Consider the following 20,557-nt stretch of genomic DNA (forward strand, 5'->3'; position numbering starts at 1 on the left):
CTCACCCCCGGCCCGCACCGGCCTCACCCCCGGCCCGCCGCGGCCCGCCCGTCTCAGATGCCCGGTCGGTACCGGATCGGATGGTCCGCCGGTACTTCCACCAGCACGATCGGTGTGCCGTCCGGATCCTCGGTCCACATCTCCACCAGCCCCCACGGCTCCTTCACCGGCGGCCGTACGATGCCGACGCCCTTGGCCCGCAGCTCCTCGTGCGCCGCCGCCAGGTCCGGGACCTGCAACCAGAGCCGTACGGCGGGGTCCGGCGGGGTCCGGGACCGGCCCGAGAGCTCCAGGAAGCCGCCGCCGAGGAAGTAGACGACCCCGCGGTCCGGGCCCGTACCGAACTCGCGGTAGACGGCCAGGCCCAGCTGCTCGCCGTAGAACGTGCGTGAGCGTTCGGGGTCGGTGGGGCGGAGCAGCGTCCGGCTGCTGAGTACGTGCACCATGCAGCCGGAGCCTAGCGGGGCGGGGTTACGCTCGTCCGAGTCCCAGCCGCGCCAGACACCGGAGATCGCCCGCATGGACACCGCCGCCACCCCCGCCCTCACCTTCCGTGACGCCACCGACGCCGACGTGGACGAGCTGGTCGCGCTCGTCGAGTCGGCGTACCGCGGGGAGTCCAGCCGGGCCGGATGGACCACGGAGGCGGACATCCTCCAGGGACAGCGGACCGACCCCGAGGGCGTGCGCGAGATCATCGAGTCGGCGGACGGCCGGGTGCTCACGGTCGAGCAGGAGGGCCGGATCGTCGCCTGCTGCCAGCTCGAACACCGGGGCGCCCACGCGTACTTCGGGATGTTCGCGGTCAGCCCCACGGCTCAGGGCGGCGGGCTCGGCAGGACGGTCCTCGCGGAGGCCGAACGGCAGGCCCGCGCGATCTGGGGCGCCACCGAGATGCACATGACCGTGATCTCGGTGCGCGACGACCTGATCGCCTGGTACGAGCGCCGCGGCTACCGCCGTACCGGACGGATGACGCCCTTCCCCTACGGCGACGAGCGCTTCGGCATCCCCCAGCGCGACGACCTGCAGTTCGAGCTGCTGGTCAAGCCGCTCGTCTGAGCCGGTTCAGGCGGTGAAGCGGCCCGTGCGCCGGATCTCCGGATAGTCGGTGGTCGCGCCGTCCAGCTCCAGCGCGCGGACGAGCCGCAGCTGGTGCTGGGTGTTGACGACCCAGCCGATGATCCGCAGGTCCCGCCTGCGGGCCTCCTCGACGATCTCCAGGGTGAGGCGCCGCAGGTTCAGGCACACGGTGGCGGCCCCCGCGTCCACGGCCCGGGCAACGATGTCGAGGCCGTAGCGGCTGCCGATCAGCGCGGTGCGCACCCCGGGCACCAGGCGGGCCATCTCGGCGACCGCCTCGTCGTGGAACGAGGACACCTCCACCCGCCCCACCAGGTCCCGGGCATGCATCACCTCGGCCAGCGCCCGCGCCGCCTGCACGTCCTTGATCTCGGCCTGCAGCGGCAGCGCCACCGCGTCCAGGACCTCCTCGAACACCGGCACCCGCTCGCCACGCCCCGCGTCGAGCGTCTTCAGCTCCGCGAGGGTCTGGTCGGCGACGGGCCCCGTACCGTCCGTCGTGCGATCCACGTCGGGGTCGTGCATGACCACGAGGGCGCCGTCCTTGCTCAGATGCAGATCGAGCTCGATCACATCGAGGCCGGCCTCCTCGGCGGCGACGAAGGAGCGCAGGGTGTTCTCGGGCTCGACACCCATGACGCCGCGGTGACCGATGGTGACGAAGTTCAAGACGGGACTCGCTTCCGTCGACGGCGGTGAGACGGGGGGTGGAGAAGTCCGCAGCCTAACGGCCCCCGGGCGGCCGGGGACACGTGTGGACGGCGGTGCCCGGCCCGTCTACCCAGCCGTAGCGGAACTAGTCACTCCTCCGGTGTCCGACAGGAAAAACTGCAGTGAAGATGCGAGCGCGCAGGATAATTTCCCGTGGCCCCACTTGCTGGAGGAAACCTCATATGCATACGGTGTCCACACGCGAGGTTCTCCAGTGGAGGATGGGACATGACGGAAATTCTTGTGCAGGCGGCGATGGAGGAGCGGATTCCTCCCGCGAGCAGGGTGGTGGAGCACCCGGCTTGGCCGGTGCTCAAGGATGCCGTGGAGCGGATCCGCCCCTGGCAGTCCAAGGACGGGTCGATCGACTTCACGGCCGAGGGCGCCCCGGAGCGCACCCAGGCCGAGCAGGCCGTCCGGGATGTGATCGAGGCGGTCGGGGAGCTGTCCCCGCTGCTCCCGCACGACGCGGAGTACCACCGTGCGCTGGCCGGGGACCTGCGGGCCTGGATCGACGGCGGCTTCGGCGTGCCGGACTTCCTCGACTCGCTGCTGGCCTTCCAGCCCGCCGCCAACCGCGCGGACGGCCTGCAGCACCTGGTCGTCTTCCCGATGTACACGCAGAACGGCAACCCGGACCGCAATCTGGAGGCGGTCGTGCTGCGCATGGTCTGGCCGGACTGGCTGGCCGAGCTGGAGCGCACCCGCTACGACAACCCGCTGTTCTGCGGCATCACCTTCGAGGACTTCACCTCCGGCTACGACACCAACTCGGCCGTGCTCTTCCCGGAGACCATCGCCGTCCGTGAGGCGCCGGAACGTTTCTCCTGGGGTGGCATCTTCTGCGACCGCGAGGCCGCCCGCTTCCGCCGCGTCACCGACGCCGCCGTCGACATCCTCGGCCTGGAGCTGCCCGAGGACATCGCCGCGATGGTCCACGACCAGAAGCGCTGCGAGGAGGCCTTCGTCCTCTGGGACATGGTCCACGACCGCACCCACAGCCACGGCGACCTGCCCTTCGACCCCTTCATGATCAAGCAGCGCCAGCCGTTCTGGATGTACGGCCTGGAGGAACTGCGCTGCGACCTCACCGCCTTCAAGGAGGCCGTGAAGCTGGAGGCCGACGGCGTCCCGCAGGCCCGTGACGTGCAGTACGCCGTCCTCTTCGACCGCATGTTCCGCTTCCCCGTCACCGGCGAGCGCGTCCGCAACTACGACGGCCTCGGCGGCCAGCTGCTCTTCGCCTACCTGCACAAGCACGACGTCGTCCGCTGGACCGACAACAAGCTGCACATCGACTGGCAGCGCGCCCCGCAGGTCACCAACCAGCTCTGCGCCGAGATCGAGACGCTGTACCGCGACGGCATCGACCGCCCGAAGCTGGTCCACTGGTTCGCCGGCTACGAGCTGGTCTCCACCTACCTCGCCCCGCACCCGGGCTCCAAGTGGGCCAAGGGCCCCGACGCCCTGGACCTGAGCCAGCCGCCGCGCAAACTCGTGGATGACGTGCTTCCGGACGAGTTTCCGCTGAGCATGTTCTATGAGGCACTGTCCAAGAAGCTGAAGAGCGTGATCGCCTCGACCCGGGGCATCACGGCGGACAGCGCCGACAAGGTCGCCGCGTGAGCGACCGTACGAACACCGCTCAGCAGGAGGCAAGGATGGGGAACGGGGCTCTCAACGGTGCGGTGATCGCGGTGGCCGGCGCGGGCGGACCCGCGGGCCGCGCGGCGCTGCTCAGGCTCGCCCGCGCGGGCGCGACCGTGGTCGGCGCGGACAACGATCCCGAGCGTCTGGCGGAGGCCGTCGACCACGCCCGCTACGAGGCCGGCGGCGCGACCGTCACCGGTGACACCGTCGACCTGCTCGACCTGAACTCCACCCGGGAGTGGGCCACCCGTATCGAGAAGGACTTCGGCCGCGTCGACGGCCTGGTGCATCTCGTCGGCGGCTGGCGCGGCAGCGAGACCTTCACCAAGACGAGCCTCGACGACTGGGACCTGCTGGAGCTGCTGCTCGTCAAGACCGTCCAGCACACCTCCCTCGCCTTCCACGAGTCGCTGCAGCGCAGCGAGCGGGGCCGCTACGTCCTGATCAGCGCCGCGGGCGCCAGCAACCCCACCGCGGGCAACGCCGCCTACGCCGCCGCCAAGGCCGCGGCCGAGGCCTGGACGCTGGCCCTGGCCGACTTCTTCCGCAAGGCCGGCGGCGCCGAGGGCCCGAGCTCCGCGGCCGCCATCCTGGTGGTGAAGGCGCTGGTGCACGACGCGATGCGCGCCGAGCGGCCCCACGCCAAGTTCGCGGGCTTCACCGACGTCAAGGACCTGGCCGAGGCCATCGCCGGCGTCTGGGAGAAGTCCGCCCCCGAAGTGAACGGACAGCGTCTGTGGCTCACCGAGAAGCCGTGAACCCACCGAAGACCGACGCCCGCCGCCATCACGACCCGGAGGTCCGTGGTTTCGCCAGCGACAACTACGCCGGGGCCCACCCGGAGGTGATGGCCGCCCTGGCCCTGGCCAACGGCGGCCATCAGGTGGCGTACGGCGAGGACGACTACACCGAGAACCTCCAGCGGATCGTGCGCAGCCACTTCGGCTCCACGGCGGAGGCGTTCCCGGTCTTCAACGGAACCGGCGCCAACGTCGTCGCGCTCCAGGCGGTCACCGACCGCTGGGGCGCGGTGATCTGCGCCGAGAGCGCCCACATCAACGTCGACGAGGGCGGCGCACCCGAGCGCATGGGCGGCCTGAAGCTGCTCACCGTCCCCACCCCCGACGGCAAGCTCACCCCCGAGCTGATCGACCGGCAGGCCTGGGGCTGGGAGGACGAGCACCGCGCGATGCCGCAGGTCGTGTCGATCACCCAGAGCACGGAGCTCGGCACCCTCTACACGCCGGACGAGATCCGGGCGATCTGCGACCATGCCCACGCGCACGGGATGAAGGTCCACCTGGACGGCTCCCGCATCGCCAACGCGGCCGCCTCCCTGAACGTCCCGATGCGGACGTTCACCAACGCGGTCGGCGTCGACATCCTCTCCCTCGGCGGGACGAAGAACGGCGCGCTGTTCGGCGAGGCGGTCGTCGTCATCGATCAGGACGCCGTCGGCCGGATGAAGCACCTGCGCAAGCTGTCCATGCAGCTCGCCTCGAAGATGCGCTTCGTGTCGGTGCAGTTGGAGGCGCTGCTCGCCAAGGACCTGTGGCTGCGCAACGCCCGGCACGCCAACGAGATGGCCCAGCGGCTGGCCGAGGGCGTGCGGGCGGTGCACGGGGTGGAGATCCTCTACCCGGTCCAGGCCAACGGGGTCTTCGCGAAGCTGCCGCACGAGGTGAGCCTGCGGCTGCAGAAGCGGTTCCGGTTCTACTTCTGGGACGAGGCCGAGGGTGTCGTGCGCTGGATGTGCGCGTTCGACACCACCGAGGAGGACGTGGACGCGTTCGTCGCGGCCGTCAAGGAGGAGATGGCGCACTAGCGACATCGAACTCTGCATAGATATGCGGTAACCTGAAAAGTCATTGACTCTCGGGTGATCGCGTTTCTATGCTCTCCAGCCATGGAGCTGATCCAGGAGAACCCCGACCTGTCCGCCTATTTGGCCGCAGACGAGGTCATCGACCATGACCGCCCGCTGGTCAGGGAAACGGCCGCACGGCTGGCGAAGGATGCCGTGGACTCGTATGACTATGCGCGTCTGGCGTTCGAGTTCGTGCGCGACACGATTCCCCACTCGCAGGACTCGGGCGACCCGCGCGTCACCTGGCGCGCCTCCGACGTGCTCGAACAGGGCACGGGCATCTGCTACGCCAAGGCCCACGCGCTCGCCGCCCTGCTGCGGGCCGAGGACATCCCGACGGCGCTGTGCTACCAGAGGTTCGCCCATGACGCCGGTGCCGGGTACTGCGTCCACGGCCTGGTCGCCGTCCGCTTCCACGGCGCCTGGCACCGCCAGGACCCGCGCGGCAACAAGCCGGGGGTGGACGCGCGGTTCTCCCTGGACGGCGAACGGCTCGCCTTCCTCCCGGACGCCGGGGCGGGCGAGCTGGACTACCCCGTGCTGTACGCCGCCCCGCACCCAACGGTGCTGGCGGCGCTCAAGGCCGCGCCGGACCGGCCCCACCTCTGGGCGACGCTTCCGGCCGGGCTGGACTGAGCCGGGCGGTACGGAGACGTCCCCCGGGGCCGGCGGCGTCTCCCCGGCGGCCTCAGCCGGTCTCGGCCGCCCGCACCTGCTCCGGCGTCGGCGCGGTCCCGCCCAGATGGGCCGGCATCCACCAGGTGTCGTTCGCGTCCTTCGGGCGGACCGGGTAGGCGCGCTGGGCGGCCTCCAGAAGCTCCTGGACCCGCTCGCGCACCTGACGGGTGAGGGCACCCGCGTACTTGTCCTTGGACGCCTCGATCGCCTCGCCCACCCGGATGGTGATCGGGGTGTGGCTGCGCTTGAAGTTGCGCGGGTGGCCCTTCGTCCACAGCCGCTGCGTCCCCCACACGGCCATGGGGATCAGCGGCACGCCCGCCTCCTGCGCGAGCCGCGCCGCGCCCGACTTGAAGCTCTTCAGGGTGAAGGACTGCGAGATGGTCGCCTCGGGGAAGACCCCGACGATCTCACCCGAGCGCAGCGAGTCCAGCGCGTGCTGGTAGGCGGCCTCGCCCTGGTTGCGGTCCACCGGGATGTGCTTCATGGCGCGCATGAGCGGGCCGGACACCTTGTGGCGGAAGACGGACTCCTTCGCCATGAACCGCACCAGACGCTTCTGCGGGAGCGCCGCCAGACCGTTGAAGATGAAGTCGAGGTAGCTGATGTGATTGCTCACCAGCACGGCGCCGCCCGAGCGCGGGATGTTCTCCGACCCCTTGCAGTCGATCTTGAGGTCCCAGACCTTGAACAAGGTCTGGGCGAGGCCGACGACGGGACGGTAGACAAGCTCTGCCATGGGCGGGGCGGACCCTTCCTTCTGCCCGGAAGGGATTCCCCCCGGGCAAAGTTACGCAGCCGTAGGTTTACGGCATGTCGCAGATCGTGCCCGAAGAACGGCCGGGGGGCCAGTCCCCGTGCCCCTGGGCGACGAGATCCTCGTCACTCGGCCCCGTGATCGACCTCGGTCTTTTACGTCACGTTCACTCCGCCCGTACCGCCACCCGCCGTACGACCAGGTACATCTCGCACCCCAGGCAGTACCCGAAAGCGGCATTGAGGAAAGCGGCCGCGAGCGCCGCACCGGTCGCCGCGAGCCCCAGCCACCCGGGCCCCAGGGTGAAGCCGATCAGACCGGCGGCCGCGAAGGCCAGCCCCACCGCCTGCGCGAACCGCGGCGGCCGCGGCGACTCGAACTCCACCGGCGGGCCGATCCGCGGCCGTACCACCCTGCGGAACACCCAGCCGTACGGCGAGCGCCCGACCCCGCCCGCCGCGCCCAGGGCGAACGCCAGTGTCTGCCAGGCCAGCAGCCAGGCACTGCCCGTGACCAGAACGGCCGCCAGTACTACGGTCGTGACGGCGGCCCCGAAGCGCGGGCCCCTCACATCGATGTCCATGAATCAAGCATTCCGCAACGGCGGCGATTCCTGGGGTCGGGAATCTTTGCAGTCTCGTGAACGCTGGAGCGGCTGATGACCGGACTGGTGGTGTGTGTGGCGGTGCTCGTCGCGGCGAGCGCCTACGGAGTGCTGCAGCGGCGGCGGAGCGGGAGGGTGCGGGTGCGCGGGCGCGACGACGGGAAGCGGCTCGGCGCCGACCGGCTGGGCGGGGCACTGGGGGAGCGGGCCACGCTCGTGCAGTTCTCCAGCGCCTTCTGCGCGCCCTGCCGGGCCACCCGGCGGGTCCTCGGGGAGGTGGCGGGCCTGGTGCCCGGCGTGGCCCACATCGAGATCGACGCCGAGGAGCACCTGGACCTCGTGCGCGAACTCGACATCCTCAAGACCCCGACGGTCCTGGTCCTCGACGCCGACGGCCGCGTCGTACGGCGCGCCACCGGCCAGCCCCGCAAAGCCGACGTCATCGCGGCACTGGGGGAGGCGGTGTGACGGGCCGTGGCGGCCGTGAGACGCCTCCCAGATGCCGGAACGTACTTGACTGCACACGCCACCCGTCGTCAGCCTGAGCCCATGCCTGAGGAACTCCTTCTCTACGGACGGGTCCACGTCGACCTGGCCCGTACCGCGAGCGCGCGCTGTCCGGGTCGCTGAGCAACCACGGACCCTCCCGCCGCTCTCCCCAGAAGGACGACAACTCCATGACGGCCTCGCCCGACCTCGGCACCGCTCAGCTCGCCTCCCCCGATCTCCTGCGCTCCGTCTTCCGCCGGCACGCCGCCGGAGTCGCCGTGATCACCGCCTCCGGCGAGTCCGGCCCGGTCGGTTTCACCGCCACCTCCCTGACCTCCGTCTCCGCGGAGCCCCCGCTGCTCTCCTTCGGCATCGGCACGGGCGCGTCGAGCTGGCCCGCGATATCCCGGGCCGAGCACGTGGGCGTGCACCTGCTCGGCGAGCACCAGGAGGAACTGGCCGCCACCTTCGCCCGCAGCGGCGCCGACCGCTTCGGCGCGCCCACCGCCTGGCGGCCGGGCCCCGAGGGCGTTCCGGTCCTCGACGACGTGCTCGCCTGGCTGGTGTGCCGGGTCGTCTCGCGTGTCCCCGCCGGGGACCACCGCATCGTGCTGGCCGAGGTCGTCCTGGGCGACCCCGCGGGCGCGGGCCGGCCGCTGCTCTACCACCAGGGCCGGTTCAACGCGCTGCGGCATTGATCACTGCCCGGCTCTCCTGCGGAGCGGTCGAGTTCCGGTTACGCTGCGTTGCAGAGGTCACAGTTCAAAGCGCTTGCTTAGCGGGCAAGAACTGGGTGTACTGACGAGTAATATTTCGTTCGGAGCGCGGGCCGCCCCGATCGGGATCGGCCGCTTGTGGCGCCTATGCTGCCTGAAAGAAGGCAGCCGAGAACTGACGATGCAGTAGGAGAGCCGGCGTGAGCTTGAGGATCGTTGTCACTGTGAAGTACGTGCCCGACGCCACTGGCGACCGGCACTTCGCCGATGACCTGACCGTCGACCGGGACGACGTGGACGGTCTGCTCTCCGAGCTCGACGAGTACGCCGTCGAGCAGGCGCTGCAGATCTCCGAGAACTCCGACGACGACGTGGAGATCACCGTCCTGACGGTGGGCCCCGAGGACGCCAAGGACGCCCTGCGCAAGGCCCTGTCCATGGGCGCCGACAAGGCGATCCACGTCGAGGACGACGACCTGCACGGCACCGACGCCATCGGCACCTCCCTGGTGCTGGCCAAGGCCATCGAGAAGGCCGGCTACGACCTGGTGATCTCCGGCATGGCCTCCACCGACGGCACCATGGGCGTGCTGCCGGCGCTGGTCGCCGAGCGCCTGGGCGTCCCGCAGGTCACCCTGCTCTCCGAGGTCTCCGTCGAGGACGGCACCGTCAAGGGCCGCCGCGACGGCGACGCCGCCTCCGAGCAGCTCGAGGCCTCCCTGCCGGCGGTCGTGTCGGTCACCGACCAGTCGGGTGAGGCCCGTTACCCGTCCTTCAAGGGCATCATGGCGGCCAAGAAGAAGCCGGTGGAGTCCTGGGACCTCTCCGACCTCGACATCGAGGCGGAGGAGGTCGGCCTCGACGGCGCCTGGACCAAGGTGGAGGCCGCGGCCGAGCGCCCGGCCCGCACCGCCGGCACGATCGTCAAGGACGAGGGCGAGGGCGGCAAGCAGCTCGCCGAGTACCTCGCGAGCCAGAAGTTCGTCTAAGGCTCGACACGCCGACCGCCCCCTCAACTTCGTTTCGCAGGAGAGCAATCCCATGGCTGAAGTCCTCGTCTACGTCGACCACGTGGACGGTGCCGTCCGCAAGCCGACCCTCGAGCTGCTGACCCTCGCCCGCCGCATCGGCGAGCCCGTCGCCGTCGCGCTCGGCGCCGGTGCCGAGAACACCGCCGCCGCGCTCGCCGAGCACGGCGCGGTCAAGGTCCTCACCCACGACGCGTCCGAGTACGCCGACTACCTCGTCGTACCGAAGGTGGACGCGCTGCAGGCCGCCGTCGCCGCCGTCTCCCCGGCCGCCGTCCTGGTCCCGTCCTCCGCCGAGGGCAAGGAGATCGCCGCCCGTCTGGCGCTGCGCATCGGCTCCGGCATCATCACCGACGCCGTCGACCTCGAGGCCGGCGACGAGGGCCCGGTGGCCACCCAGTCGGTGTTCGCCGCGTCCTTCACCACCAAGTCCCGCGTCATCAAGGGCACCCCGGTCATCACGGTCAAGCCGAACTCGGCCGCCGTCGAGGCCGCCCCGGCCGCCGGCGCGGTCGAGGCCCTCGCGGTCACCTTCTCCGACCAGGCCACCGGCACCAAGGTCACCGGCCGCACGGCCCGTGAGTCCACCGGCCGCCCGGAGCTGACCGAGGCCGCGATCGTCGTCTCCGGCGGCCGTGGTGTCAACGGCGCGGAGAACTTCGCCATCATCGAGGCCCTCGCCGACTCCCTCGGCGCGGCCGTGGGCGCCTCCCGCGCCGCGGTGGACGCCGGCTGGTACCCGCACACCAACCAGGTCGGCCAGACCGGCAAGTCCGTCTCGCCGCAGCTCTACATCGCCAACGGCATCTCCGGCGCCATCCAGCACCGCGCCGGCATGCAGACCTCGAAGACGATCGTGGCCGTCAACAAGGACGCCGAGGCCCCGATCTTCGACCTGGTCGACTACGGCGTCGTCGGCGACCTGTTCGACGTCGTCCCGCAGCTCACCGAGGAGATCAAGGCCCGCAAGGGCTGATCCCCCGGCCGGCCGGTCGAGTGATCACCCGATCCGGTCGCCGTCAGCTGTACGGGGCCCCCGTGACCGCAGCGGTCACGGGGGCCCCGGCGTGTTCAGCCGAGGCGCACCGACGCCGTCACCGGCAGATGGTCGCTCGGGTACCGGCCGTTCGCGCAGTACGTGTCGACCCACGCCCGGCGCACCCTCACCCCGGGCGTGGCCAGGATCCAGTCGATGCGGTCCCCGTCCGGCCGCAGCCCCTGGTACCCGTGGAACGTCCCGTACGCCGGTCCGCGCCGCCGCGCCGTGTCCCAGGTGTCCACGAGGCCCGCGCGCAGCAGCGTGTCGTAGGCCGTGGCGGCGTGCGCGACGGCGTTGAAGTCGCCGGTCAGCAGGACCGGGCGGGAGAATCCGAGCCCCCGGATCCGCTCGGCTATCAGGCGGGCCGCCCGCGCGCGTGCGTACTCGCTGCGATGGTCGAGATGGGTGTTGAGGACGTGGAACTCCCGTCCCGCGTCGAGCAGGTCCCGGAAGCGGACCCGGGTCACCAGCCGGGGGAAGGCCGCGCCCCAGGTGTTGGAGCCGGGCACGGTGGGCGTGTCGGAGAGCCGGAAGACGTCGTGCTCGACCGGGGCGAGCCGGCGGACGTCGTAGTAGACGGCGGTCGACTCCTCGTTGCCGCTGCCGGGGGTGCCGATCCAGTCGTAGTGCGGACCGAGGTCGGCCCCGATGTTCAGCAACTGGGAGAACTGGCCCTCCTGGGTGCCGATGACGTGCGGGGCCGCCCGCTGTAACAGCGTGCGCATGACCGGACGGCGCAGCGCCCACGGGTCCGACGCGGCGGGCACCCGGATGTTGAACGACATGACGTCCAGCGGCGGGACCGGCTCGGGCTTCCGGTGCGGTGCGGGGCCCTCGCGCCGGGCCTCCGAGGCCCCCGCCGTGCCGAGCAGGGGCACGGCGACGGCGGCGGCCACCATCGTTCGCAGCCCCGCCCGCCGGGTCGGCTCTCCGCTGCCCGCCATGTGTCCCCCTTCGCCTCGTGAGCCAGGATGAAGGTGTGCGGGTCTGTGCGGAAGAGGGGGATGGTGCGGAAGTGATCACACACGACCACGGCGTGGACAGGGTGTTGACCCGCCGCGACCGCCACGGATAGCTTCGTTCTACGGATTGTTGATTCCGTACAGCGGAAAACAGGAGGGCGTGGGATGGGTCAGGGCCAGCAGGAGACGGTGGCGACCAGCCTCACGGGCGCCGTCACCGAGGAGATCAGCGCCTCCCTCGCCCCGGTCGACGCCGAACTCGACCGCCGCTACCCCGGCGACCCCGGCACCCGCCAGCCCGTGCACACCGTCTACGTCCCCGCCGACGCCTTCGCCGCGGACACCGTACGCTCCTGGGGCGACAGGGCCCTCGCCGCCCTCGACGAGCACGCCCCCGACGCCGCCTCGTTCGCCGCCTGCCTCGGCCTGTCCGACGCGCTCGCCGGCCCCGTGTACGCGCGCGTGCGCGCCAAGCTGGAGCGCGAGCCCGTCGAAGACCTCCGCGTCGACTTCGAGGACGGCTACGGCCCCCGCCCGGACGCCGAGGAGGACGAGGCGGCCGCACGGACCGCCCGGCTCGTCGCCGAGGCGTACGCGAAGGGCACGGCGGCCCCGTACATGGGCATCCGCATGAAGTGCCTGGAGGCCGCCGTACGCGACCGGGGCATCCGCACCCTCGACGTCTTCCTCACCGGCCTGCTGGCGGCCGGCGGCCTGCCCGACGGCCTGGTGCTGACGCTGCCGAAGGCGACCTACCCCGAGCAGGTCACCGCCATGGTGCGGCTCCTGGAGGCCTTCGAGAAGGCCCGCGGCCTCGAGCCCGGCCGGCTCGGCTTCGAGATCCAGATCGAGACCAGCCAGGCCATCCTCGCCACCGACGGCACCGCGACCGTCGCCCGCATGATCCAGGCCGCCGAAGGCCGCGCCACGGGCCTGCACTACGGCACCTTCGACTACAGCGCCTGTCTCGGCGTGTCCGCCGCCTACCAGGCCGGCGACCACCCGGTCGCCGACCACGCCAAGGCGGTCATGCAGGTCGCCGCGGCCGGCACCGGCGTACGCGTCTCGGACGGCTCCACCAACGTGCTGCCCGTCGGCCCGACCGAGAAGGTCCACGACGCGTGGCGCCTGCACTACGGCCTCACCCGCCGCGCACTCTCCCGCGCCTACTACCAGGGCTGGGACATGCACCCCGCCCACCTCCCCACCCGCTACGCAGCCGTCTTCGCCTTCTACCGCGAGGGGTTCGCGCAGGCCGCCGAGCGCCTGTCCCGGTACGCCGGCCGGGCCGGCGGCGACGTGATGGACGAACCGGCCACCGCCAAGGCCCTCAGCGGCCATCTGCTGCGCGGCCTGGACTGCGGCGCGCTCGACCTCGCCGAGGTGACCGGCGCGACCGGTCTGTCCCGGGCGGCCCTGGAGGGCTTCGCGGCACCCCGGCGAGGTGATCTGACGGCCTCGGCGCAGTAGCCAGGGCCCTCGGGGCTACTGCTCGGGGAACTCGTACGGGCGCGTGATGATCTCCATCCCGTGCCCGGCCGGATCCATGAAGTACAGGCCCCGGCCGCCGTGGTGATGGTTGATCTCACCCGGCCGCCGGCCGTGCGGATCCGCGAAGTACGTGATCCCGGCCGCCTCGATCCGGTCGAAGGCGGCGTCGAACTCCTCGTCGGAGACGAGGAACGCGTAGTGCTGCATGACGATCGACTCCGCCGGGACGGTGGCGAAGTCCAGGGTGACTCCGTTGCTGGTGTCGACCGGGACGAACGGGCCCCACTCGGTGCCGACTTCGAGTCCGAGGATGTGCGCGAGGAACTCGGCGGACTCCCGGTTGTCACGGGAATGGACGATGGTGTGGTTCAACTCGACTGACATGTGTGGAATGCCTCCGCAAGGCAATCTCACGGGCACCTCCATGCCTCACCCGGTCGGTGACCGACACGCGATGCCGTGCCCTGATCCTAACCACACCGCAGGTGCTCCAGGCCGGAGTTCGTCACCCTCTTCTCCTCCGCGAACAGCCGTGTGCCCTGCGGAGGCAGACGCGGGTCGGCCCGCGCCCGGGTGACGAACTCCTCCGGTGTGGTCCCGAACAGCCGCCTCAACGCCGTTGATTTGAGGAGGAGTTCGGTGATGAGGGCGTGCTGGCCGGGATGGCCGCGCGGAGCGTCCGTGCCGCTGTGCAGGACGCCGTGCCGGTTCACGTACGAGAACACCTCGGGAAGCCTCTCGCCGTTCTCCAGCTCGACGCGGTACCGCGGCGCGGCCAGGACGGCCCGGTCGTAGTTCGGCTCGGTCGCGTCGATCACGGCGAGTTGCCCGGCGTCGAGCCAGATGACGAACAACTCCCGTGTCGCACCGGGGGAGTCGACGGGAGAGGCGGACACGTACCCCGGCCGGCTGATGTGCGCGGAGACACCGACACCGACGCCCGTCACCCGGGCCCGCACCATCGGGATCGGGGAGCTGATCCCCGACACGGCCATCTTGTGCCGCAGTTGACCGGGGGAGGCGTTGGAGCCGACCGCCAGCACCGGGGTGCGGCCGGGGTGCGTGAGCCGGTCCAGCGGCAGCATCAGATCGCCGGCGAGCAGGCCCGACCCGGTCGGCCACACACCCGGATAGGTCAGCGGGTGATCACGCGGCGCGTGAGCCAGCCCCAGCGCCTCCAGCGTACGGAGCTCTCGGCGTTCGTCCATCTCCGTCCAGTCTGCCTCAGCGGCCCCGCAGCGGCTCCGTCTCCGGTCCGCCGAGGCGCCCGCGCGTTCAGTCCGCCGGGGGCAGTTCGCCCGAACCGCGGGCGATGAGCCTGGTGGGCAGCTCGATACGCTCGGGCAGGACCAGGGTGCCCTCCAGCTGCCGGAACAGGCGCTCCGCGGCGGTCCGGCCGAGCGCCGCCGCGTCCTGGGCGACCACGGTCACACCCGGCTGCAGCAGATCGGCCAGCTCCAGGTCGTCGAAGGCCACCAGGGCCACCGCACGGGACTGCTCCGCGAGCACCCGGATCACCGTGACCGTCACCCGGTTGTTGCCCGAGAAGACCGCCGTCACCGGCTCGGGACCGGACAGCATCTCCTCGGCCGCCCTGCGCACCCGGCCCGGATCGGTCGTGCCCAGCGAGACCCAGGCGTCCTCGACCTCGATCCCCGCGTCCTCCATCGCCGTCCGGTAGCCGCGCAGCCGCTCCGCCGCCGTGTGGATGCGCGGCATGTCGCCGATGAAGCCGATCCTGCGGTGCCCGTGCGCGATGAGGTGGGCCACGCCCTCGCGGGCCCCGCCGTAGTTGTCCGACAGCACGCAGTCGGCGTCGATCTGCCCGGCCGGCCGGTCCACGAAGACCGTGGCCACGCCCGCCTTGATCTCCGGCTCCAGATAGCGGTGGTCGTCCCCGGCCGGGATCACCACGAGACCGTCCACCCGCCGGGCGCACAGCGCCAGCGCCAGCTCCTGCTCACGGTCGGGGTCCTCGGCGCTGGAGCCGTTGATCAGCAGCGCGCCGTGCGCGCGGGCCACCTCCTCCACCGCGCGGCTCAGCGGGCCGTAGAACGGGTCCGCGAGGTCCTCCAGGACCAGGCCGATGCTCGCGGTGCGGCCCTTGCGCAGCACCCGCGCGCTGTCGTTGCGGCGGAAGCCGAGCGCGTCGATGGCCTCCTGCACGCGGCGCTCCGTCTCGGGCGTGACCCCCGGCTCGCCGTTCACCACGCGCGAGACGGTCTTGAGTCCGACCCCGGCGCGTGCCGCGACGTCCTTCATCGTGGGACGGTTGCCGTAACGGTTGTCGGGGCGGCGCGGCGTCTCGGGCACGATGCGGTGTCCTGTTCCTGTCGTCCACGGGAGGTACGTCACGCCGCCGCGGGCACCGTGGTGCCGGCGGGGTGGATGAGTCCCTGGGTTTGTATGAGGATGTGGCGTCGAGCATAGAGCCTGGACAACGTTGTCAGATGCGGGAGAGACTGTCCACCGACAAACTCCGGCCACGTCCCCCACCACGGGCCGGCCGGCCCTTTTCCAAGGTTGACGGGGAGAACCGACACTGTGATGCAGACCGACCTCGTGGCCGCGCTCGACATAGGCGGCACCAAGATCGCCGGAGGGCTGGTGGACGGCGACGGCACGATCCTGGTCCGCGCACAGCGGCCCACGCCCGCGCAGGAGGGCGGCGACACCGTGATGGGGGCCGTCGAGGAGGTGCTGAAGGAGCTGACCGCCTCGCCGCTGTGGCCGCGCGCGTACGCCGTCGGCATCGGCAGCGCCGGCCCGGTGGACGCCTCCACCGGCACGGTCAGCCCGGTGAACGTGCCCGGCTGGCGCGACTATCCGCTCGTCGACCGCGTCCGCGCCGCCACCGGGAGTCTGCCGGTCGAGCTGATCGGCGACGGCGTGGCGATCACGGCGGCCGAGCACTGGCAGGGCGCCGCCCGCGGCCATGACAACGCCCTGTGCATGGTGGTCTCCACGGGAGTGGGCGGGGGCCTGGTGCTCGGCGGACGGCTCCACCCCGGTCCCACCGGCAACGCCGGCCACATCGGTCACATCAGCGTCGACCTCGACGGCGACCCGTGTCCCTGCGGGGCGCGTGGCTGCGTCGAGCGCATCGCCAGCGGCCCCCACATAGCCCGTCGCGCCCTGGAGAACGGCTGGCGGCCCGGCCCCGACGGCGACACCTCCGCCGCCGCGGTGGCCGCCGCCGCCCGCGCGGGTGACCCGGTGGCCGTCGCCTCCTTCGAACGCGCAGCCCAGGCCCTCGCCGCCGGCATCGCGGCCACCGCGACCCTCGTCGAGATCGACATCGCGGTGATCGGCGGGGGTGTCGGCAAGGCGGGCGACATCCTCTTCGCGCCGCTGCGCCGGGCCCTCCGCGACTACGCGACCCTCTCCTTCGTCCAGCGCCTGACGGTGGTCCCGGCGCAGATGGGGACGGACGCGGGCCTGGTGGGAGCCGCCGCCGCGGCACTGGCGGGAACGTCGACGGCGGGGGTGTGAGCGGCGCTCCGCGGGGTGCTGCGGGGGTGCTGTGCGGCTTGCGGCGAGTGTTGCTCTGCAGGAACGTTCAGGCGGGGTGGTGCAGGGGTGGGGCGGCGGATCACGGGTCTGCGTATCGGCGTATCTGCGTATCGGCGGGTGCGTGGGTGCGCGGGTCGCTGGTCGGTGGCTCGCGGATCTGTGACTCGTTTGGCGCGCCTTGTGCCGGGCGCCGGGCGCCGGGCGCCGGGGCTGGTGGGCCGCGGACCGGGGGCTGGTCGATCGGTGGGTCGGAGGGCCGGCGGATCCGTGGATGGGCGCATCGGCTGACTCGCGGGTCGGTGGGCGGTGGCTCGCGGACTGGTGGCTCGGCGTGCTGCGCCCGATGCCGGGGGTCCCGTGGGCTGGTGGGTCGCGGACCGGGGGCTGGTCGATCGGTGGACCGGAGGGTCGGCGGATCCGTGGAACGGACGTGTGGGCGGAGTCGCGGGTCGGTGGGCGGTGGCTCGCGGATTGGTGGCTCGGCGTGCTGCGCCCGATGCCGGGGGTCCCCTGGGCTGGTGGGTCGCGGACCGGCGAGCTGGTGGGTCACGGATTGGTGGCTCGCCGTGCTCCCGCGACGCGTCCCGCGGCTGACGGCTCGCGGGATCGGCGCACCGGTCGATCCGCGGCCCAGTGGATCGCGGACCGGTGGGCAGGCATGTCCGAGGACCGCGGACCCAGGGGATCGCGGACCGAAGATCGCGGATCGCGGATCGCGCATCGCGAACCGGCGGACACGCGGACTGGTGGTTCAGCGGGACCGGTGGGGGCGGGGACCGGTGGGGCGACCGGTCGGAGGTGGGGCTGGGGCGTCGCGTGACCTCCGTGGCGTTCGGCCCGTTGGAGTGGGCATGAAGAAGCGCAGCATGCTCGCCATCGCCTCCCTCGCCACCGGCTTCGTCGTCGCGGCCATCACCCCCTCGCACGGCCTGGCCGCCCAGGACCTCGACGAGCTGAACGTCGGTGACACCCTCAGCACGCTCGACCACACCGTCGCCAGTGACAGTCTCGCGATGGACGACGACGCGCTGGGCCAGGGCGGCTGACGGCGGACGCGGGACGCCGAGGGCGCGAGGCCGTGGCACCGCCGCCCCCGCCGGGGGCACCGGTGCCACGGCCTTCGTGCGCCCTCTTCCCCGAACTGGTTTCCGTGGCAGGGTGGAGCGGGCAAGCCACAGGGGGCCAACAGAAGAGGGGGAAATGTGACCGTCGTTTGGATCAACGGCGCGTTCGGTGCGGGCAAGACCACGACCGCACGGGAACTGATCGACCTGATCCCGAACAGCACGCTCTTCGACCCCGAGGTCATCGGCGGAGGGCTCCCGCACCTGCTGCCGCCCAAGCGCCTCGCCGAGGTCGGCGACTTCCAGGACCTGCGGATCTGGCGACGGCTCGTGATCGACACCGCCGCCGCGCTGCTGGGTGAGCTCGGTGGCACCCTCGTCGTCCCCATGACCCTGCTCCGCCAGGAGTACCGTGACGAGATCTTCGGCGGTCTCGCGGCCCGCCGGATACAGGTCCGCCATGTGCTCCTCGCTCCGGCGGAAACGATCCTGCGCGGGCGGATAGCGGGCCGGGAGGTGCCGCCCGACCTCCCCGACGGCGAGATGCGCATCCGCCAGTGGTCCTACGACCACATCGAGCCCTACCGCGCCGCCCTGGCCTCCTGGCTCGCCGCCGACGCCCACCTTGTCGACACCAGCCACCTCACCCCGTACGAGACCGCCGTCCGCGTCGCCGAGGCGGTCGGCACCGGTGCCGTGCCGGCCTGCGACATCGTGCAGACCCCCGAACCCACCGGCGAGACGCTCGCCTCCGGGGTCCTGCTCTTCGACGAGCAGGACCGGGTGCTGCTCGTCGACCCGACCTACAAGCCCGGCTGGGAGTTCCCCGGCGGTGTCGTGGAGCCCGGCGAGGCGCCCGCGCGCGCGGGCATGCGGGAGGTCCTGGAGGAGACCGGGATCCGGCTGGACGACATACCCAGGCTGCTCGTCGTCGACTGGGAGCGGCCGCAGCCGCCCGGCTACGGCGGGCTGCGCCTCCTCTTCGACGGCGGCCGGCTCGACTCGGCGGCCGCCGAGGGACTGCTGCTGCCGGGGCCCGAACTGCGCGGCTGGCGCTTTGTCACGGAGGAGGAGGCGGCCCGCCTCCTCCCTCCGGTCCGCTACGAGCGGCTGCGCTGGGCCCTGCGGGCACGGGAACGCGGAGCGGCCCTCTACCTGGAGGCGGGCATCCCGGTGGGCTGAGCGTGTGCCCTTCGCCGCGCGGCACGGCGGCGTCCGCACCGTGCGCCAGCACCTGCGCGCGGCTCGTCGCCGCCAACTCGGCGGCGCCACCGGCGTGGTCCTCGTGGAAGTGGGTGAGGAGGATCCGCCGCAGGGCTCCGGGCGGGTGTCCCAGCGCCGTGACCGCCCCGGCGATCGCCGTGCCGGAGCCCGGCGGGCCGGTGTCGATCAGCGTCAACTCGTCGCCGTCACGCCAGAGAAAGGCCTGGCCGACCGGGAAGCGGAGCAGGTGCAGGCGGGGGGCAGCTCGACGACGTCCATGGCACGACCGTGGGCAGAGGGCCCCGTCCGTCGGACGGGGCCCTCTGCCCACGGCAGAGCGGCTCAGCTCGCCGCGTAGTTCCGCAGGAACAGCGCCTCGGCCACCGCGAGGCGCTCCAGCTCCTCCGGGGAGACGCTTTCGTTGACCGCGTGGATCTGGGCCTCCGGCTCGCTCAGGCCGATGAGGAGGATCTCCGCGTCCGGGTAGAGGGACGCGAGGGTGTTGCACAGGGGGATGGAGCCACCCTGGCCGGCGTACTGCATCTCCTGACCCGGGTAGGCGACCGCCATCGCCTCGGCCATCGCCGCGTACGCCGGGCTGGTGGTGTCGGCGCTGAACGGCTGCCCCTGGCCGATCTGCTCGGTGCTCACCCGCGCGCCCCACGGCGTGTGCGCCTCCAGGTGCGCCTGGAGCAGCTTCGTCGCCTCGGCCGCGTCCACGCCCGGCGGCACCCGCAGGCTGATCAGCGCGCGGGCGCTCGCCTGCACGGACGGGGTGGCGCCGACGACCGGCGGGCAGTCGATGCCGAGGACGGTCACCGCGGGCCGGGCCCAGATGCGGTCGGCGACCGTGCCGGAGCCGATCAGCCCGACACCGTCCAGGACCTTGGCGTCCTGCCGGAACTGCGCCTCGTCGTACTGCAGACCCTCCCACCGCGCTTCGTCGGTCAGCCCGTCGACGGTGGTCGAGCCGTCCTCGGCCCGCAGCGAGTCCAGTACGCGGATCAGCGCGCCCAGCGCGTCGGGCGCCGCGCCGCCGAACTGCCCCGAGTGCAGGTTGCCCTCCAGGGTGTCGATCTTCACCCGCATCATGGTCATGCCGCGCAGGGTGGAGGTGACGGTGGGCAGGCCGACACGGAAGTTGCCCGCGTCGCCGATCACGACGGTGTCGGCGGTGAGCAGGTCCGGGTGCTGCTCGGCGTACCGCTCCAGACCGCCGGTGCCCTGCTCCTCCGAGCCCTCCACGATCATCTTCACGTGCACCGGGACGCCGCCGTTCGCCTTGAGGGCGCGCAGCGCGAGCAGGTGCATGATGAAGCCGCCCTTGCAGTCGGCGGTACCGCGTCCGTACCAGCGGCCGTCGCGCTCGGTCAGCTCGAACGGCGGGGTGGTCCAGCCGGCCTCGTCCAGCGGCGGCTGCACGTCGTAGTGCGCGTAGAGCAGAACGGTCCGGGCGCCCTCCGGGCCGGGCAGACAGCCGTACACCGACTGGGTGCCGTCGGGCGTGTCCAGCAGTGCCACGTCCTCGAATCCCTCGGCGCGCAGCGCGGCCGTGATCCAGTTCGCGGCGGCCTCGCTCTCGCTCCTGGGGAACTGGTCGAAGTCCGCCACCGACTTGAAGGCCACCAGCTCGGTGAGCTCCGCCTTCGCCCTGGGCATCAGCGAGGCGACGGTTTCGGCGACCGGATTCGACGACATGGGC

General features: G+C 71.9%; 23 protein-coding genes and 1 pseudogene. 14 read left to right on the plus strand and 10 right to left on the minus strand.

Annotation, left to right across the window (positions count from 1 at the left end):
* Positions 1-53: 53 nt before the first annotated feature.
* Positions 54-446, minus strand: a complete 393-nt coding sequence (locus ACFY2L_RS24850) for a VOC family protein (RefSeq protein ID WP_390823417.1) — start codon at positions 444-446, stop codon at positions 54-56.
* Positions 447-519: 73 nt separating this feature from the next.
* Between ACFY2L_RS24850 and ACFY2L_RS24855 the strand changes: the two genes are divergently transcribed.
* Positions 520-1,062, plus strand: coding sequence for a GNAT family N-acetyltransferase (locus ACFY2L_RS24855; protein WP_390657559.1), 543 nt, complete (start codon positions 520-522; stop codon positions 1,060-1,062).
* A 6-nt stretch (positions 1,063-1,068) separates the two neighbouring features.
* Here ACFY2L_RS24855 and ACFY2L_RS24860 read toward each other — a convergent pair whose 3' ends face one another.
* A complete protein-coding gene (locus ACFY2L_RS24860) occupies positions 1,069-1,752 on the minus strand; it encodes a glycerophosphodiester phosphodiesterase (protein ID WP_390657560.1) in 684 nt (227 codons plus the stop codon).
* Positions 1,753-2,022: 270 nt separating this feature from the next.
* Here ACFY2L_RS24860 and ACFY2L_RS24865 point away from each other — a divergent pair, with 270 nt between their 5' ends.
* From ACFY2L_RS24865 to ACFY2L_RS24880, 4 genes are all read left to right on the plus strand, one after another.
* Positions 2,023-3,420, plus strand: a complete 1,398-nt coding sequence (locus ACFY2L_RS24865) for a DUF6421 family protein (RefSeq protein ID WP_390657561.1) — start codon at positions 2,023-2,025, stop codon at positions 3,418-3,420.
* Between the two features lie 35 nt (positions 3,421-3,455).
* Positions 3,456-4,202: an SDR family NAD(P)-dependent oxidoreductase gene (locus tag ACFY2L_RS24870; protein ID WP_390657562.1), complete on the plus strand. Its 747-nt coding sequence runs from the start codon at positions 3,456-3,458 to the stop codon at positions 4,200-4,202.
* Positions 4,199-5,269: a threonine aldolase family protein gene (locus ACFY2L_RS24875; protein ID WP_390657563.1), complete on the plus strand. Its 1,071-nt coding sequence runs from the start codon at positions 4,199-4,201 to the stop codon at positions 5,267-5,269. Before ACFY2L_RS24870 ends, ACFY2L_RS24875 begins: the two co-directional genes overlap by 4 nt.
* Before the next feature lie 81 nt (positions 5,270-5,350).
* Positions 5,351-5,947: a transglutaminase domain-containing protein gene (locus ACFY2L_RS24880; protein WP_390823418.1), complete on the plus strand. Its 597-nt coding sequence runs from the start codon at positions 5,351-5,353 to the stop codon at positions 5,945-5,947.
* A 52-nt stretch (positions 5,948-5,999) separates the two neighbouring features.
* Here the strand turns inward: ACFY2L_RS24880 and ACFY2L_RS24885 are convergent, their stop codons facing one another.
* Positions 6,000-6,728: a lysophospholipid acyltransferase family protein gene (locus ACFY2L_RS24885; protein WP_390657565.1), complete on the minus strand. Its 729-nt coding sequence runs from the start codon at positions 6,726-6,728 to the stop codon at positions 6,000-6,002.
* 184 nt (positions 6,729-6,912) lie between these two features.
* Positions 6,913-7,329 (minus strand): DUF4395 domain-containing protein, encoded by a 417-nt coding sequence (locus ACFY2L_RS24890; RefSeq protein ID WP_390657566.1) that lies wholly within the window; start codon positions 7,327-7,329, stop codon positions 6,913-6,915.
* A 75-nt stretch (positions 7,330-7,404) separates the two neighbouring features.
* On the opposite strand from ACFY2L_RS24890, the gene ACFY2L_RS24895 reads away from it, so the two are divergent.
* The 5 genes from ACFY2L_RS24895 (at position 7,405) to ACFY2L_RS24915 (ending at position 10,559) form a co-directional block, all read left to right on the plus strand.
* A complete protein-coding gene (locus ACFY2L_RS24895; RefSeq protein ID WP_390657567.1) occupies positions 7,405-7,818 on the plus strand; it encodes a TlpA family protein disulfide reductase in 414 nt (137 codons plus the stop codon).
* A gap of 81 nt (positions 7,819-7,899) precedes the next feature.
* Positions 7,900-7,980, plus strand: coding sequence for a putative leader peptide (locus ACFY2L_RS24900; RefSeq protein ID WP_390657891.1), 81 nt, complete (start codon positions 7,900-7,902; stop codon positions 7,978-7,980).
* Between the two features lie 47 nt (positions 7,981-8,027).
* Positions 8,028-8,537: a flavin reductase family protein gene (locus ACFY2L_RS24905; RefSeq protein ID WP_390657568.1), complete on the plus strand. Its 510-nt coding sequence runs from the start codon at positions 8,028-8,030 to the stop codon at positions 8,535-8,537.
* Positions 8,538-8,755: 218 nt separating this feature from the next.
* On the plus strand, positions 8,756-9,544 hold the full coding sequence (locus ACFY2L_RS24910; RefSeq protein ID WP_390657569.1) for an electron transfer flavoprotein subunit beta/FixA family protein: 789 nt from the start codon (positions 8,756-8,758) through the stop codon (positions 9,542-9,544).
* 52 nt (positions 9,545-9,596) lie between these two features.
* Positions 9,597-10,559 (plus strand): electron transfer flavoprotein subunit alpha/FixB family protein, encoded by a 963-nt coding sequence (locus tag ACFY2L_RS24915; RefSeq protein WP_390657570.1) that lies wholly within the window; start codon positions 9,597-9,599, stop codon positions 10,557-10,559.
* Positions 10,560-10,654: 95 nt separating this feature from the next.
* On the opposite strand, the gene ACFY2L_RS24920 is transcribed toward ACFY2L_RS24915, so the two are convergent.
* On the minus strand, positions 10,655-11,566 hold the full coding sequence (locus tag ACFY2L_RS24920) for an endonuclease/exonuclease/phosphatase family protein (protein ID WP_390657571.1): 912 nt from the start codon (positions 11,564-11,566) through the stop codon (positions 10,655-10,657).
* 183 nt (positions 11,567-11,749) lie between these two features.
* Between ACFY2L_RS24920 and ACFY2L_RS24925 the strand changes: the two genes are divergently transcribed.
* Positions 11,750-13,054 carry a DUF6986 family protein gene (locus ACFY2L_RS24925; RefSeq protein WP_390657572.1) on the plus strand — a complete coding sequence of 435 codons (1,305 nt, stop codon included), beginning with the start codon at positions 11,750-11,752 and terminating at the stop codon, positions 13,052-13,054.
* Positions 13,055-13,069: 15 nt separating this feature from the next.
* On the opposite strand, the gene ACFY2L_RS24930 is transcribed toward ACFY2L_RS24925, so the two are convergent.
* The 3 genes from ACFY2L_RS24930 to ACFY2L_RS24940 form a co-directional block, all read right to left on the minus strand.
* Positions 13,070-13,459: a VOC family protein gene (locus ACFY2L_RS24930; protein ID WP_390657573.1), complete on the minus strand. Its 390-nt coding sequence runs from the start codon at positions 13,457-13,459 to the stop codon at positions 13,070-13,072.
* Positions 13,460-13,545: 86 nt separating this feature from the next.
* Positions 13,546-14,283, minus strand: coding sequence for a hypothetical protein (locus ACFY2L_RS24935; protein WP_390657575.1), 738 nt, complete (start codon positions 14,281-14,283; stop codon positions 13,546-13,548).
* A 67-nt stretch (positions 14,284-14,350) separates the two neighbouring features.
* A complete protein-coding gene (locus ACFY2L_RS24940; RefSeq protein WP_390657577.1) occupies positions 14,351-15,388 on the minus strand; it encodes a LacI family DNA-binding transcriptional regulator in 1,038 nt (345 codons plus the stop codon).
* 234 nt (positions 15,389-15,622) lie between these two features.
* Here ACFY2L_RS24940 and ACFY2L_RS24945 point away from each other — a divergent pair, with 234 nt between their 5' ends.
* The 3 genes from ACFY2L_RS24945 to ACFY2L_RS24955 all read left to right on the plus strand — a co-directional run bounded on the left by ACFY2L_RS24945 (position 15,623) and on the right by ACFY2L_RS24955 (position 18,834).
* A complete protein-coding gene (locus ACFY2L_RS24945) occupies positions 15,623-16,567 on the plus strand; it encodes an ROK family protein (RefSeq protein ID WP_390657578.1) in 945 nt (314 codons plus the stop codon).
* Between the two features lie 872 nt (positions 16,568-17,439).
* The gene (locus ACFY2L_RS24950; protein WP_390657579.1) at positions 17,440-17,634 is read left to right on the plus strand and encodes a hypothetical protein; all 195 of its coding nucleotides are present in this window, start codon (positions 17,440-17,442) and stop codon (positions 17,632-17,634) included.
* Between the two features lie 156 nt (positions 17,635-17,790).
* On the plus strand, positions 17,791-18,834 hold the full coding sequence (locus tag ACFY2L_RS24955; protein ID WP_390823419.1) for an NUDIX domain-containing protein: 1,044 nt from the start codon (positions 17,791-17,793) through the stop codon (positions 18,832-18,834).
* On the opposite strand, the pseudogene ACFY2L_RS24960 reads toward ACFY2L_RS24955, so the two are convergent.
* Both ACFY2L_RS24960 and ACFY2L_RS24965 read right to left on the minus strand, forming a co-directional pair.
* Positions 18,812-19,134 (minus strand): annotated as a pseudogene (locus ACFY2L_RS24960) (MBL fold metallo-hydrolase); the annotation flags it as partial. The gene ACFY2L_RS24955 and the pseudogene ACFY2L_RS24960 sit on opposite strands and share 23 nt — an antisense overlap.
* 63 nt (positions 19,135-19,197) lie before the next feature.
* Complete coding sequence (locus tag ACFY2L_RS24965; RefSeq protein ID WP_390657582.1) at positions 19,198-20,553, minus strand: dipeptidase; 1,356 nt, start codon at positions 20,551-20,553, stop codon at positions 19,198-19,200.
* Positions 20,554-20,557 lie beyond the last annotated feature (4 nt).

It is taken from the genome of Streptomyces sp. NPDC001381, assembly GCF_042895685.1.
In the GTDB taxonomy this organism is placed as follows: Bacteria; Actinomycetota; Actinomycetes; order Streptomycetales; family Streptomycetaceae; genus Streptomyces.